At 67.6% G+C, this 13620-nt stretch carries 13 protein-coding genes; 6 read left to right on the forward strand and 7 right to left on the reverse strand.

Features of this window, described 5'->3' with window-relative positions; all coding sequences use genetic code 11:
- Positions 1-33 precede the first annotated feature (33 nt).
- The 3 genes from ACK3BB_RS13245 to ACK3BB_RS13255 are packed head-to-tail and all read right to left on the reverse strand — an operon-like array spanning position 34 to position 2838.
- A complete protein-coding gene (locus ACK3BB_RS13245; protein WP_428925116.1) occupies positions 34-1005 on the reverse strand; it encodes a site-specific tyrosine recombinase XerD in 972 nt (323 codons plus the stop codon).
- Entirely contained in the window at positions 1002-2633 is a 1632-nt protein-coding gene (locus tag ACK3BB_RS13250) for a hypothetical protein (RefSeq protein ID WP_428925117.1), read from the reverse strand. The genes ACK3BB_RS13245 and ACK3BB_RS13250 overlap by 4 nt, the downstream gene beginning before the upstream one ends.
- A 55-nt stretch (positions 2634-2688) precedes the next feature.
- The gene (locus ACK3BB_RS13255) at positions 2689-2838 is read right to left on the reverse strand and encodes a hypothetical protein (RefSeq protein WP_428925118.1); all 150 of its coding nucleotides are present in this window, start codon (positions 2836-2838) and stop codon (positions 2689-2691) included.
- A 158-nt stretch (positions 2839-2996) separates the two neighbouring features.
- Between ACK3BB_RS13255 and ACK3BB_RS13260 the strand changes: the two genes are divergently transcribed.
- Complete coding sequence (locus ACK3BB_RS13260) at positions 2997-3644, forward strand: shikimate kinase (protein WP_428925119.1); 648 nt, start codon at positions 2997-2999, stop codon at positions 3642-3644.
- Entirely contained in the window at positions 3644-4783 is a 1140-nt protein-coding gene (gene aroB, locus ACK3BB_RS13265; RefSeq protein ID WP_428925120.1) for a 3-dehydroquinate synthase, read from the forward strand. Before ACK3BB_RS13260 ends, aroB begins: the two co-directional genes overlap by 1 nt.
- Positions 4784-5163: 380 nt before the next feature.
- Here the strand turns inward: aroB and ssb are convergent, their stop codons facing one another.
- The gene (gene ssb / locus ACK3BB_RS13270) at positions 5164-5691 is read right to left on the reverse strand and encodes a single-stranded DNA-binding protein (RefSeq protein WP_428925121.1); all 528 of its coding nucleotides are present in this window, start codon (positions 5689-5691) and stop codon (positions 5164-5166) included.
- Positions 5692-5953: 262 nt separating this feature from the next.
- Here ssb and ACK3BB_RS13275 point away from each other — a divergent pair, with 262 nt between their 5' ends.
- The 4 genes from ACK3BB_RS13275 (at position 5954) to ACK3BB_RS13290 (ending at position 9584) form a co-directional block, all read left to right on the forward strand.
- The gene (locus tag ACK3BB_RS13275; protein WP_428925122.1) at positions 5954-6550 is read left to right on the forward strand and encodes a lytic transglycosylase domain-containing protein; all 597 of its coding nucleotides are present in this window, start codon (positions 5954-5956) and stop codon (positions 6548-6550) included.
- 155 nt (positions 6551-6705) lie between these two features.
- A complete protein-coding gene (locus tag ACK3BB_RS13280) occupies positions 6706-7572 on the forward strand; it encodes a type IV pili methyl-accepting chemotaxis transducer N-terminal domain-containing protein (RefSeq protein ID WP_428925123.1) in 867 nt (288 codons plus the stop codon).
- A gap of 94 nt (positions 7573-7666) precedes the next feature.
- Positions 7667-8242: a helix-turn-helix domain-containing protein gene (locus ACK3BB_RS13285; RefSeq protein WP_428925124.1), complete on the forward strand. Its 576-nt coding sequence runs from the start codon at positions 7667-7669 to the stop codon at positions 8240-8242.
- A gap of 145 nt (positions 8243-8387) precedes the next feature.
- Complete coding sequence (locus ACK3BB_RS13290; RefSeq protein ID WP_428925125.1) at positions 8388-9584, forward strand: MFS transporter; 1197 nt, start codon at positions 8388-8390, stop codon at positions 9582-9584.
- Between the two features lie 140 nt (positions 9585-9724).
- On the opposite strand, the gene ACK3BB_RS13295 is transcribed toward ACK3BB_RS13290, so the two are convergent.
- Genes ACK3BB_RS13295 through ACK3BB_RS13305 form a run of 3 tightly spaced genes read right to left on the reverse strand, consistent with a single transcriptional unit; the run spans position 9725 to position 13611 of the window.
- Positions 9725-11818 carry a dipeptide ABC transporter ATP-binding protein gene (locus ACK3BB_RS13295; RefSeq protein WP_428925126.1) on the reverse strand — a complete coding sequence of 698 codons (2094 nt, stop codon included), beginning with the start codon at positions 11816-11818 and terminating at the stop codon, positions 9725-9727.
- 7 nt (positions 11819-11825) lie between these two features.
- Complete coding sequence (locus ACK3BB_RS13300) at positions 11826-12419, reverse strand: hypothetical protein (protein WP_428925127.1); 594 nt, start codon at positions 12417-12419, stop codon at positions 11826-11828.
- Between the two features lie 4 nt (positions 12420-12423).
- Positions 12424-13611, reverse strand: coding sequence for an ABC transporter permease (locus ACK3BB_RS13305; protein WP_428925128.1), 1188 nt, complete (start codon positions 13609-13611; stop codon positions 12424-12426).
- Positions 13612-13620: the final 9 nt, after the last annotated feature.

Raw genomic sequence — 13620 nt, forward strand, 5'->3', positions numbered from 1 at the left:
GGGCGTCGCGGCGCTCCGGTTCAAGCCTCGGCGTCACTCGGTCCCACCCGGGCGGGCCAGGGGGTGATGTTCCAGCACCAGTTCCTTGAGCCGCTCGTCCAGCACATGGGTATAGATCTCGGTCGTGGCCACGTCGGCATGGCCCAGCAGCGTCTGGATCGAACGCAGGTCGGCTCCGTTGGCCAAAAGGTGCGTGGCAAAGGCGTGGCGCAGCGTGTGCGGCGTGACCTTGGCCGGCGACACCCCGGCCGCCACGGCGATTTCCTTGATCAACAGGTAGAACCGGTGGCGCGTCAGATAGCCGTCCTTGGAGCGCGAGGGGAACAGGAAGGCCGACCCGGCCCGCCCGGTGCTGCGCGCGGCGTCTTCGGCCGTGTCGCGCGTGGCGAGCCAGTCCCGGAGCGCGGCGCGCGCCGGGCTGGAGAGCGGCACCATGCGTTCCTTGTCGCCCTTGCCCCGGATCAGCAGCATGCGCGGATCGCCCCGCGCGGCCGAGACGGGCAGGGACACCAGCTCGCTCACCCGCATGCCCGTCGCATAAAGCAGCTCCATCAGGCAGGTGTTGCGCTGGCGGTCGGCCTCGGTGCGCCCGGCCTGGCGCGCGGCCTCCAGCAGGCGGTCGACCTCGGCCACTTCCAGAGTCATGGGCAGCTTCTTGTCGCGCCCCGGGCCACGGATCTGGATCGCCGGGTTGTCCTTGCGCCAGCCTTCCTCGAAGGCAAAACGATAGAGCTGCCGGATCGCCGACAACCGCCGTGCCCGGGTCGCCCGCGACAGGCCCTGGGCATCGCAGGACACCAGGTAATCCTCGATGTCGTGCCGCGCCGCGCCGGCGAAATCCAGCCCCCGGGCCTCCATCCAGCCGGCCAGGTCGCGCAGGTCGCGGGCATAGGCCAGCTGGGTGTTTCGGGCCGCGCCCAGCTCGGCCGCCTGGGCTTCCAGAAAGGCCGAAACCCAGAGCATCATCGCCGCCGGCCCGCCACCGGCGCCGTCGGGCGCGCTCATCGCCGCGGCTCCAGCAGGATCAGCTGCAGCGCCGCGCGCCGGGCGGTGTCTTCCATGCCCACGCTGCGGAACGCCGCCAGCGCATCGGTCAGCGCTTCGGGATTGCCGTCCAGTCCCTGCTGGTAAAGCGCCATGGCCCGCAGGATCATCTCTCCCAGGGCATCGCCCTGCCGCAGGTCGCGCAGGGTGCGCGGCAACTCGGCCGCATCGTCGAACCCGGCGGCAATGGCCTGGTAGAGATCGGGATCGTTCGGCCCGGCCTCGGGCCGGCCCCGGGCGATGCCCGCCAGGAATTCCGCCTCGGCCCGGGCCCCGGTGCCACCGCCCTCGGGCATGTCCCGCGCCGCCCGTTCATATTGCTCCGACAGCAGCCGGATGCGCCAGGCCAGCGCCCGGGCCGTGGCGCTTTCGGGCGGATGGGCAGCCAGTTCACCGGCAAAGAGCGTGGCAAAGGTCACCTCGGTGCCCGCCGCGCGCATGGCGTCCCAGGCCGGGCGCAGGGTCTTGCCGATGGCCGCCGCGCTGCCCGTCGACAGGGCCGTTTCAAAGCGCTGCACCGCCTGCACCCGGTCCCAGACCCCGCCCGAGGCCGCCGGCTGGCGTTCGGTATAGATGCCCAGGAACAGGTTGGCGCTCAGCGCTCCGGTGCGGGCCAGCCGCTCGGCGGCCTCCAGCTGGGCTTTCCATCCCGCCACGTCGCGCAGGTCGGCATGGGCAAAGGCCCGGGGCAGGGATTGCGTGGGCAGCCGCTCGCCGATCGCCTCGTACAACCGGAAGTCCAGCGGCGCCACGGCCACCGGCGGGGCCGGGGGCGGCAACAGCTCGTCATCCAGGTCGCCATGCAGGAACCGCGCCAACAGCGCGGCCCGCGCCCCGTCCAGGTCGCCCAGGGCCTCGGCCGTGTCCAGCATCAGCGCCGCCGCCGGCCAGTCGCCCCGCCGGGCACTGCAATAGATCCGGGGCGAATATTCCCGGGCCAGGAAGGGGTTGGCCGCCAGCGTCGCACAGGCCGCATCCTCGGTGCCGGTCAGCAGCGTGGCATCGAACCAGCGCGCGAACAGATCCGGCGACCGGGTCGGCCCGACCCGCCGGGCCAGCGCCTCGGCCGGCTCGACCGCGCCCAGGTCCATCAGCCGGTCGATCATCGCCAGCGTCAGCTCGGTCGAGGCCCCGGCATCGCGCGGCGGCTGCGCCTCGGCCAGCAGCAGGGTATAAAGCACCGATTGCATCGCCGGGCTCTGCGCCGGCACCGTGCGGATCAGCCGCGACAGGGTCACCGCCCGGCTGCCCGACCACAGGCTGGCCGGCAGGCCCGTCACCGTGGCCGGCACCAGCCCCATCGACATCGGCGAGGCATCCAGCGGCGTGACCTCGATCACCGGGGCCGACACCCCGTCGGTCACCGGCGGTTCGGCCCGGGGCGGCAGCCCGGCCAGGTGGCTGTTGGATGCGCCCGGCACGGCACCGGGCAGAACGGCCCGCCCCGGCGTGCCCGGCCGGGCCATCGGCGGCACCGAAGGCGGGTTGCGGCGCAGCCAGTCGATGGCCGACAGCGGCTCCTGTGCAAGCCCCGGCCCGGCCAGGGCGGCCCATCCCAGAAGCGTTGTCAGAAGGGCAGCCGAAGGCACGCGCCGCGTGGCCCGGCCGCGCCGGCCTGTCAGCCCCGGGAACGCCGGCCTCGGCCTATTCGGCATCCAGCGTCACCGGCTTGCGCACCTCGCCCTGGCGGGCGGAAAAATCGACGCCGAAATAGGGCCCGAGATAGGCGTAGACGGTCAGCGCGGCAAAGCCCAGCACGACCAGGACGAGGAGAAATTTCAGAAGACGGCCCATGTATGTCCTTTGCCTGCCTGCATGTCTTTTTCGGCAAACTATAACTGGCCTTTTGACCAAGTTCACGTCATTGAAGGGCAATGAGCGGAAAAGAGCACGAAATTGTGTCAACCGGTCGCCCGGGCGGTCACGCCACGGGCCAGGGCATGGAAGAAGGCATGAACGGGGGCATTGTTCGCACCGCCGGTCCGGCAGGGGCGCAGGGCGATGGCCCGGTGCCGGCCGGCCCGCAGGACGATGCCGGGGCCGACGCGCCGAAGGGTAGGGGAACATTGAAGAAAACCGTCGTCATGGTGGGGATGATGGGCGCCGGCAAGACCGCCGTGGGCAAGGCCCTGGCGCATCGCCTGGGCGTGCCCTTTGCCGACAGCGATGCCGAGATCGAGGCCGCGGCCAACATGTCCATCCCCGAGATTTTCGCCCGCGACGGCGAGGCCTTCTTCCGACGCAAGGAAGCCCAGGTGATCTCGCGCCTGCTGGCGGATCGGTCGGGCATCCTGTCGACCGGTGGCGGGGCCTTCCTGGCCGAGTCCAACCGGCGGATGATCTCAGATCGCGGGGTGTCGGTCTGGCTGGATGCCGACCTCGACACGCTGTGGAACCGGGTGCGCCACAAGGACAGCCGCCCGCTGCTGCGCACCCCCGATCCGCGCGGGGCGCTCACCCGGCTTTATGAACAACGTGTGCCGATCTACCGGCTGGCCGATATTGCCGTGACGTCGGATGCCCAGACATCCGTCGATGCCATGGCCAACCGGGTGATCGACGCCCTGGCCACCCGTCCCGACGTGCTGGAGACCGCCTGATGTCCGCCATTCCCGAAGCCGCCCGCCTTGTCCACGTGCCACTGGATGACCGGGCCTATGATGTCCATATCGGCCCCGGCCTGCTGGCCCGGTCGGGCGCCCTGGTCGGCCCGCTGCTGCACCGGCCGCGCGTGGCCATCCTGACCGACGAGACCGTGGCCGCCCGCCACCTCGGCGCGCTGACCACCGGGCTGACCGCGGCGGGGATCGACAGCACTTCGCTGGCGCTGCCGGCGGGCGAGGCGACCAAGAGCTGGGCCCAGCTGACGCGCACCGTCGAATGGATGCTCTCCGAACGGATCGAGCGCCGCGACGTGCTGATCGCCCTGGGCGGCGGGGTGATCGGCGATCTCGGCGGCTTTGCCGCGGCGGTGCTGCGCCGCGGCATCCGCTTTGTCCAGATCCCGACCTCGCTGCTGGCCCAGGTCGACAGCTCGGTCGGTGGCAAGACCGGGATCAACACGTCCCACGGCAAGAACCTCGTGGGCGCGTTTCACCAGCCGTCGCTGGTGCTGGCCGATACCGATGTGCTGGCCACCCTGACCCCGCGCGATTTCCTGGCCGGCTACGGCGAGGTGGTGAAATACGGGCTGCTGGGGGACGCGGATTTCTTTGCCTGGCTCGAAGCCAACGGCCCGGCCATGGCGGCCGGCGATACTGCCGCCCGGGTCGAGGCCGTGGCGCGGTCGGTGCAGATGAAGGCCGACATCGTCGTGCGCGACGAGACCGAACAGGGCGACCGGGCGCTGCTGAACCTGGGCCATACCTTTGGCCACGCGCTGGAATCGGCGACGGGCTATTCCGACCGGCTGCTGCATGGAGAAGGCGTGGCCATCGGCTGCGCCCTGGCCTTTGACTTGTCGGCCCGCCTGGGGCTCTGCGCCCAGGAAGAGCCCAGCCGCGTCCGGGCACACCTTGCGGACATGGGCATGAAGGCCCGGCTCTCCGACATCCCCGGCGACCTGCCCGATGCGGATGCGCTGCTGGACCTGATGGGCCAGGACAAGAAGGTCATCGACGGCCAGCTGCGCTTCATCTTGGCGCGCGGCATCGGCAACAGCTTCGTGACCTCGGACGTGCCACGCGAATTGGTGCGGGACTTGCTCGCCACCTCCCTCGCCGACCGCATCCCCGCCTGAGCCGGCGGGTATTGGCAGCGCGCGCCGCCTGACACCGGCATCGCGGCCCGCCCGATCGGCGCGGGCCACCTCCGCCATTGCCCGACTGCTGCTTCTTTCTCTTTCCAAGTATCCATACACAGCGTCGACGTTCCGCACCCCATCGCAGAAAAAGGCGGAGCGTCTGGATTGCGGGGACTACGCCAGGACGCGGCCAGGATTGCGCACTTTTCTGCATTGTCGTGCCGGGGGGCGGGGTCTTTCCGGATACTTGAGAAGAGAAAGAAGCAGGAGCGCGTGCAAGACTTCCAGCGTGGCGCGGGCTTTGGGGGCACAAAAAAAAGGGCGCGGCCGGATGGCGCGCCCTTGTGCTTGGTGTCGAGTGGTCTGGCCGGCTGGGGTCAGAACGGGATTTCGTCGTCCAGGTCGTTGGAGATCGGGCCACGGCCACCGCCGCCGCCCGAGGAACCGCCGCCGAACCGGTCGTCGGACGGGCCGCTGTCATAGCCGCCACCGCCGCCGCCATAGGACGAGCCGCCGCTGCCGCCGCCGAAGTTGCCGCCGCCACCGCCTTCGCCGCGGCCGTCCAGAAGCGTCAGCTCACCGCGGTAGGGGCGCAGCACGACCTCGGTCGAATAGCGGTCCTGGCCGGACTGGTCCTGCCATTTGCGGGTTTCCAGCTGGCCCTCGATATAGACCTTGCTCCCCTTGCGCAGGTATTGCTCGGCGATCCGGGCCAGGGGCTCCGAGAAGATGGCCACCGAATGCCATTCCGTCCGCTCGCGCCGTTCGCCGGTGTTGCGGTCCTTCCAGTTCTCGGACGTGGCGATCCGCAGGTTGCAGACCTTGCCACCATTCTGGAAGCTGCGCACCTCGGGGTCCCGGCCCAGGTTGCCGACGATGATCACTTTGTTGACTGAACCGGCCATGGCATGTCGTCCTTTCAAGCCTCGGGCGCGCCGAATCCGGGGCGCGCTGCATTTGGGGCAACTTACACGTCGCCGCCGCGGGTTGGAACCGGATTGCCGTGTCGGAATGCCGGCAGGTGGCGCTTTGCCCGCGCACTGGCCGCCAAAGCGGGCGGGGGCGGTGTCACGGGGCGATCACGGCCCCGGCAGCCCGTCCAATCCCCATCTGGTGCCACCGGGCAAAATGCGTATAGTGCCCCGGGCGAACGAGCAGGATGAGACAATGGTGCACAGGGTTTTGCTGGTGGCCGTCCAGGCCGGCGCGCTGGTCATGGCCGGCGGTGCGGGGCAGGCGGACGAGATCTTCTCGACCAAGTCGCGCAAGGCCATCTTTGAAAACCAGGCCCGGGTGCTGGATTCCCGCGGGGCCTCGCAATACGCCTATTCCACCCGCCTGCAGCCCGATACGATCATCTCGGGCAATTCCACCGGCCCGCGGCCCTATACCGGCAGCTATCGCGGCGAATATTACGACCTGGCCATCGCCGCCGCCCGCAAGCATGGCATCCCCGAGGCGATCTTCCTCAACCTCGTTCAGCAGGAAAGTGCCTGGAATCCCAATGCGGTGTCGCACAAGGGTGCCATCGGCCTGGCCCAGTTGATGCCCCAGACCGCCAAGCACCTGCGTGTCGATCCCCAGGACCCGGGCCAGAACCTCGACGGGGGCGCGCGTTACCTGGCGCGGCAATACCGCAAGTTCGGCACCTGGCAGCTGGCCCTGGCCGCCTACAATGCCGGGCCAAAGGCCGTCAAACAGCACAAGGGTATCCCGCCCTACAAGGAAACGATGAATTACGTGCAAAAGATCTGGGGCAGCTGAGGTCGGTAGAACCTCGCCTTGCCAAAGGCTTACGTACTTTGCGTCCCACCTGTGTCTCGGCCTGACCGGGGAAATCCAACTGCCGTTAAGGTTTGCGCAACCCCCTTGCGCTAGCTCTGGCCGCGATCGGTCCTGGGTCCTTGGGGGAATGTCTGATGTCTCGTTTCGGTAACCGGCTGGGCAGCGTTGCGCTGTCCGTCATCCTGTCCTGTTTTGCCGTCCAGACGGCGGAAACCGCCGAGGTCGCGCCGGACCTCAAGCGCAAGATCAACATCGCCGGCAAGCAGCGCATGCTGTCCCAGCGCATGGCCCGGGCCGTCTGTTTCTCGTCGCGCGACGTGATGGCCCGCCAGAATGACGATATCGCCCGCCTGGCCGAGGCGGCCTTTGACAGCGCGCTCGACGGGCTGCGCAATGGCGATGGTGATCTGGGCATCCGGCGCGAGGCCAATGCCGCCGTCCTGGCCGAGCTGGATCGCGTTGATGCGCTCTGGCCCGATTACATGGTCGCCCTGCAGGCCGTGGCCGATGATCCGTCGCGGCTGGGCGAGGTGGCCGTGCGCTCGCTCGACATCCTGACCGCTGCCAATGACGTTGTGCTGGCGCTCGAAGCGTCGGCCATTGGCTCGACCGTGTCCGAAGAGCTGGCCCGTATGATCAACATCGCCGGGCGTCAGCGCATGCTGACCCAACGCGCCGCCAAGGAATATTGCCTGATCGCCGCCGGCATCGACGTGCCCGCGCAGCGCGCGGCGCTGGCCCGCACCGTTGCGCTGTTCGACCAGTCCCTGAACGGCTTGCTTGAGGGTGACGACGACATGGGCCTGCTGGCCGCGCCGGACGAGATCATCCAGCTGCAACTGGAATATGTCCGTGACCTCTGGATGCCGGTGCGCAGTCAGCTGCAACGGGTGATCGACGGGTTGCCGGTCAATGACATCGGCCTGCAGACCGTGGCGGCCAATATCGACAGCGTGCTCAAGGCCGCGGACGAGGCTGTCTGGCTCTACGAAAACATCTGAACGGCTCCGGGCCGGGTGGCCTGGGCGGCTTGACATCATCCGCTTGCCGGCGTCCCCTTGGCGCGGGGCGATCCCGCCCCGGATAAATGTTCCGATGATGCCTCAGCCCATCCTGTCCCCCCGGCCCATGCCCGATTTCGGCCGCCGTCTGCGGCGGCTGCGCCGGGCGCTTGGGGTCAAGCAGGCCGCGCTGGCCGATCTGGCCGGGGTCGACCAGGCCACGGTGTCGCGCTGGGAAAGCGGCAGCATCAGACCCGAGGCGGCCCGCCAACAGGCGGTGTTGGACCTGTTGCGCGGCGAGCGGGCCGATGACGGCGCCCTGCGCCGGCTGGTCGAAGGCTCGGGCGAGGCGCTGCACCTGGTCGACGAGGCCAGCCATGTCTGCCTGGCCTGTTCGCGGGCGCGGGCCGCGGAATGGCAGGTTGGCCAGCGCAGCATGCTGGGCCAGTCGCTCTGGCCCTTTGCCACCGACGAGATCCGCGCCGCCGAGGCGGAACTGGCCGAAACCGGCTGGTGGGATCTGCAGGCCCCGGCGCCCCGGGTCTTTCTGACCTCGGCCGCCCGGCATGACCGGCTGCACATCCGCGCCGGGCCGATCACATGGGAGCGGCTCTACCTGGCCGATGGCACGCCGGTGCGGCTGGTGAGCGGGGCGCGTCTTTTGGGATGAGTGCTTTGGTGGTGTGGTCTGTTTGATTAGGATTGGCCTTTAAGATACTGAATAAAAATGATTTACTTCCAACGTAGACTGTCGAGGAAGCGCCGCGCATGAAATATGCGTGGCCCCCGGCGCGCTGGTGGGCTAGGTCCGCCGCATGTCCCGTATTCCGTCGCTGACCTGTCCCGCGCCCGTGCTCGTCCTGCTCTTGTGGGCCGCCGGTTTGGGCGCGGCCGGGCAATTTGCCAAGATCGCCGTGCCCTTTGCCGAGTTTGCCGCGCTCTACCCGGATGCGGGGGCGCGGATCGGCTGGTTGTTGACGGTCATCAGCCTGATCGGCGCGGTATTCGGTGCGCTGGCCGGCGCGGTGGTCAGCCGCATGGGGCTGGCGCGCATGTTGCTGGGCGGGCTGGTGATCGGCGGGGTGATCTCGCTCTGGCAGGCCAGCCTGCCGGGTTTTCCGCTGTTCCTGGTCAGCCGCGTGTTCGAAGGCGCGTCGCACCTGGCCATTGTCGTCGCCGCACCCACACTGATCGCCGAGATCGCCCCCGACCGCTATCGCGGGGCGGCCATGGCGCTTTGGAGCACCTTCTTCGGGGTGACTTTTGCCGGCGTCGCGCTGTTCGGACTGCCTTTGGTCGCACAGGCGGGGCCGGAGGCCTTGTTCGGTCTGCACGGGATGTTCCTGCTGGTCATGGCAGCAGTCCTGGCCCTTGGCCTGCGTGGCCGCGACACCGGTGCGCGGCGTGTGGGTGACGGCGCGCCGGCCGGGTCGGTCGTGGGCCGGATGATCGCCGCCTGCCGGTCGCCTTTCATCGCCGCGCCGGGGCTGGGCTGGCTGTTCTACACGCTGACATTCGTGTCCTTGCTGGCCGTCCTGCCCGAGCGGCTGGACCCGGCGCTGCGGGCCCAGGTGACGGCCGCCATGCCCCTGACCGGCACGGCGGTGGCGCTGATCTGCGTGCCGGTCCTGATGCGCTGGCGGCCGGCCAGCCGGTTGATGCCGCTGGGCTTTGCCGGCGCGGCGCTGGTGGCGGGCGTGTCGGGGGTGGCTGGGCTGATGGGGCTGGCGCTGGCCTGTGTCGGGCTTTTTGCATGTTTGGGCGTGGTACAGGGCGCGGGCTTTGCCGCGGTGCCCGAGCTGAACCTGTCGGCCGATGACCGGGCGATGGGCTATGGGCTGATGGCGCAGACGGGCAACCTGGGCAATCTGCTGGGCACACCGGTGTTGCTGGCGTTGCTCGACCTGGGCGATGTGCCGGTCATGATGGGCGCTGTGGCGGCGACCTATGCCCTGGCCGTCGGCGCCCTGGCTCTGCTGGCCGCCCGTCGCCGCCGGCAGATGGGTTTGTAACCCATCCTACGTGGTCCCGCACCGGCCCTTCGTAGGGTGGGTGCTTGCACCCACCGTCCCCATAATGACTCGCTGTATAGGATTAATAAGACCCGTCAAGTCGTTGAATTAAAATGGATCAAGTCAACCCTTCGCCGGCCTCACTCCGCCGGAACTTTGATCACCGGCTGCATCGCATCCAGCACCTGTCGGTCCAGGTGGCACTTGATCTGGTGCCCGCCGTCCAGCGTCCTCAGCGGCGGCACTTCGGTTTCGCACAAACCGCCGGCCACGCGGTCCTTCCACCGGCAGCGTGTCTGGAACGGGCAGCCCGGCGGCGGATCCATGGCCGAAGGGATGTCTCCGTCCAGCACGATCCGTTCCTTCTCGACGCTGGTGTCGGCGATCGGCACCGCTGATAGCAGGGCCTCGGTATAGGGATGATAGGGCGGCGCAAAGACCTGGTCGGTCGCGCCCATCTCGACCACGTGACCCAGGTACATGACCATGACCCGATCGGCCAGGTACCGCACGATCGACAGGTCGTGGCTGATGAACAGCAGAGTGGTCTTTTCCTCGCGCTGGATCTCCATCAGCAGGTCCGTCACCGCCGCCTGGACCGAGACGTCCAGCGCCGAGACCGGCTCGTCGGCCACGACGACCTTTGCTCCGCCGGCAAAGGCCCGGGCAATGCCCACCCGCTGTTTCTGCCCGCCCGACAGCTGGCGGGGCATCCTGTCGGCAAAGGCCCGGGGCAGTTTCACCAGGTCCAGCAGGTGGTACATGCGTTCGCGCCGCTCGGCATCGTCGCGCCCGATGCGAAAGATCTCAAGCGCCCGGATGATCTGGCGGCCGACGCTCATCGACGGGTTCAGCGTGTCGAACGGATTCTGGAACACCATCTGCACCGAACTCACCGTGTCGGTCTTGCGCATCTCGATGGGCAGGTCCTGGATGTCCTGGTCATAGAGCATGATCTGCCCGTCGGTTGCCGTTTCCAGCCCCATCAGCACCTTGGCAAAGGTCGATTTCCCGCAGCCCGACTCGCCGACGATGGCCAGCGTTTCGGACTCGCGTGCCTCGAAGCTGATCGCCTCGTTGGCCTTGACGACCCGCGTCGCGCCCGACCCGCCGAACAGCGCGTTGGCCGCGACCTCGTAGTATTTCTTGAGCGCCTCGACCTTGAGCACCACCTTGCCCGGCTCGGTGGCCGCGACAGCCTCGGTCGTGGCGATGGGCGCGGTCCAGTCGATCTCGTCAAAGCGCAGGCAGCGCGTGGCATGGCGGTCATCGCCGGCCACCCCGGCCATCTCCACCGGCCCGGCATCACAGCGCCCGGCCTGGAAATAGTCGCAGCGCGGGCCAAAGTTGCAGCCCGGCGGGCGTTCATGGGGCAGGGGGAAATTGCCCGGGATGGCCTTGAGCGGCCGGGCGGTCTTGTCCGCGCCGGGCAGCGGGATCGAGCGGAAAAGGGCCTGGGTATAGGGGTGGCGCATGCGCTCGAAGACATTGCCGATCGACCCGGTTTCCACGGCCTCACCGGAATACATCACGCAGAGCCGGTCGCAGGTGTCCAGCACCAGGCCCAGGTTGTGGCTGATGAACAGCATCGAAGTGCCGTATTTGCGCCCCAGCTCCTTGACCAGGTCGACCACCGCGGCCTCGACGGTCACGTCCAGCGCCGTGGTTGGCTCGTCGAGGATGAGCAGCGCGGGTTCCGACATCAGGGCCATGGCAATGACGATGCGCTGTTGCTGGCCGCCGGACAGCTGGTGCGGAAAGCTGTCGAGGATGCGCGCCGGGTCGGGCAGCTTGACATCCGTCACCAGTTGCAGCGCCCGTTCGCGGGCCTGGGCGGCCGACAGGCCCTGGTGGATCATCGGGACTTCCATCAGCTGGCGGCCGATCTTCATCGCCGGGTTCAGGCTGGCCATCGGCTCCTGGTAGATCATGGCGATTTCCGAGCCGCGGATGTCGCGCAGTTCCTTGGCGCTCATCTCGGCCAGGTCGCGGCCCTTGAAGCGGATCTTGCCCCCGACGATGCGCCCGTTGCGGCCGAGATCCTGCATCACGCCCAGCGCCACGGTGGATTTCCCGCAGCCCGACTCGCCGACCAGCCCGACCGCCTCGCCGGGCATGACGCTGACGGAAAAGTCCATCACCGCCGGGATCTCGCGCGCCCGGGTGAAGAAGGAAATCGACAGGTTCTCGATCTCGAGGATCGGTCCGTTTGAGGCACCGTGATCCGATGTCATGGATTGTTTATCCTTCCTGTTCGGGATGCCACACCGGGAAACGATCGCAAAAGCTGAGTGCTCCATGATAGCCGTAAGTCGTCAGGAACTCCTGGATGGCAGGCTTGAACTTTGGCTGAGCCATCTTCGCGATGTAGTAGTCGACCGGATGCCGGAGGTCCTGAAGAGTTGTCAAATCGACCGAGATAAAATGCTCGAAGCGTTCGAGGAAACCAAGAAACTCGTCGAAAGCATCGCGGATGAAGACTTCATTTTCATCAAAGACGAGCGTCTTTGAGTCTAGTTCCTGCGGATGGACCAGTTGAGTGCGCAGGGCCAGAGCGACATCGGCATCTGAAAAACCACCATACTCTTTTCCATTGTAGGTATATTCCCGCCGTTCCCAATCCAGCATGGTGAGAGCGAAACGGGCGGGTTCGGCGGCAAGCAATTCGTCAGAAAGCTGCTTCGCGGCTTGAGCTTGCCTCCAACGATAGTCACGGTCGGATTGCTCTCGGGCACGCCGCAGATCTTGAAGAGCGCGCACCGCCGCGAATGCCCCGAAAGCGACACCGGCCAACGCGGCGAAAGCACTGATGAGATTCAATGTCTCTTCCGGCATCACCTCAATCCCGCAGGCTTTCTTCGCGCAGCCCGTCCGCCAGCAGGTTCAGCCCCAGCACCAGCGACAGCAGCGCAAAGGCAGGCGGCAGGGCGGGATGCAGGTAGATCGACAAGAGCTTGCGCCCCTCGTTGATCGTCGAACCCCAGTCGGGGCTTTCCGGGGGCAGGCCCAGGCCAAAGAAACCCAGGGTGCCCAGCAGGATCGTCGTATAGCCGATGCGCAGGCAGAAATCGACGATCAGCGGGCCGCGGGCATTGGGCAGGATTTCCCAGAGCATGATGTACCACGGGCCTTCGCCCCGGGTCTGGGCGGCGGCGACGTAGTCGCGGGTCTTGATGTCCATCGCCAGCCCCCGGACGATGCGGAACACCGTCGGCGCGTTGACGAAGACCACCGAGACAAAGACCACCAGGATACCGCCCGGCACGTCGAAGAAATCCAGCGGCCAGAAATCGATCCGGCTGCCGGAGGCATTGACCAGCGACATGTAGCCCAGGAACAGCGGCACCAGCACCAGCGCCAGGAGCGTCGCGTTGCGCCGGGGCTGGGCCTTGTGGCGCGACGAGATCAGCACGCCGAAGAAGACCAGCGGAAAGACAAAGAGCACGACGGCCATGTATTGCGGCACGCCTGTAGCCACGATCTCGGGGGTGACCAGCAGGTAGAACAGCAAGATGACCGGGAAGGCCAGGATCAGGTTGGCCAGGAAGGACAGCACGGTATCGAGCCGGCCGCCGTAATAGCCCGCGGGCAGGCCCAGGGTGATGCCGACCATGAAGGCAAACAGCGTGGCCAGAGGCGCGATCTGCACGACGATCCAGGCGCCCTTGACCATGCGCGAGAACACGTCGCGGGCCAGGTTGTCGCCGCCCAGCAGGTACCAGGCATATTGGCCGTCCTCGGGCGAGGGCAGCGGCGTGCCCGGGACCTTGTTCTTCATGCCCGACAGCTGGGCCAGCGGGTCATGGGTGACGATCAGCTCGAAGGCTCCGAAGAGCCCGGTGAAGACCCAGAACATGACCAGGCCAAAGCCGATCATGCCGATGGTGCTGTCGAAGAGCTTGCCGTACAGGCCCAGGTGCCGCTTGAAACGGATCGACAGGCCGAACAGGGCCAGAAGGGCGATCCAGACCGGCAGGAACCGGCCCAGGATGCGCAGGATGATGTCCAGGGTGCTCAGGGGATCCATCGGCGCCTC

This window comes from Marinibacterium sp. SX1 (genome assembly GCF_050389775.1).
In the GTDB taxonomy this organism is placed as follows: domain Bacteria; phylum Pseudomonadota; class Alphaproteobacteria; order Rhodobacterales; family Rhodobacteraceae; genus Marinibacterium.

Coding starts and splice junctions, on each gene's coding strand:
- ACK3BB_RS13280 (WP_428925123.1), top strand. CDS start 6,706: ATGTCTCGTTTCGGTAACCGGCTGGGCAGCGTTGCGCTGTCCGTCATC.
- ACK3BB_RS13255 (WP_428925118.1), bottom strand. CDS start 2,838: ATGGGCCGTCTTCTGAAATTTCTCCTCGTCCTGGTCGTGCTGGGCTTT.
- ACK3BB_RS13295 (WP_428925126.1), bottom strand. CDS start 11,818: ATGACATCGGATCACGGTGCCTCAAACGGACCGATCCTCGAGATCGAG.
- ACK3BB_RS13305 (WP_428925128.1), bottom strand. CDS start 13,611: ATGGATCCCCTGAGCACCCTGGACATCATCCTGCGCATCCTGGGCCGG.
- ACK3BB_RS13300 (WP_428925127.1), bottom strand. CDS start 12,419: ATGCCGGAAGAGACATTGAATCTCATCAGTGCTTTCGCCGCGTTGGCC.
- ACK3BB_RS13245 (WP_428925116.1), bottom strand. CDS start 1,005: ATGAGCGCGCCCGACGGCGCCGGTGGCGGGCCGGCGGCGATGATGCTC.
- ssb (WP_428925121.1), bottom strand. CDS start 5,691: ATGGCCGGTTCAGTCAACAAAGTGATCATCGTCGGCAACCTGGGCCGG.
- aroB (WP_428925120.1), top strand. CDS start 3,644: ATGTCCGCCATTCCCGAAGCCGCCCGCCTTGTCCACGTGCCACTGGAT.
- ACK3BB_RS13290 (WP_428925125.1), top strand. CDS start 8,388: ATGTCCCGTATTCCGTCGCTGACCTGTCCCGCGCCCGTGCTCGTCCTG.
- ACK3BB_RS13285 (WP_428925124.1), top strand. CDS start 7,667: ATGATGCCTCAGCCCATCCTGTCCCCCCGGCCCATGCCCGATTTCGGC.
- ACK3BB_RS13275 (WP_428925122.1), top strand. CDS start 5,954: ATGGTGCACAGGGTTTTGCTGGTGGCCGTCCAGGCCGGCGCGCTGGTC.
- ACK3BB_RS13260 (WP_428925119.1), top strand. CDS start 2,997: ATGAACGGGGGCATTGTTCGCACCGCCGGTCCGGCAGGGGCGCAGGGC.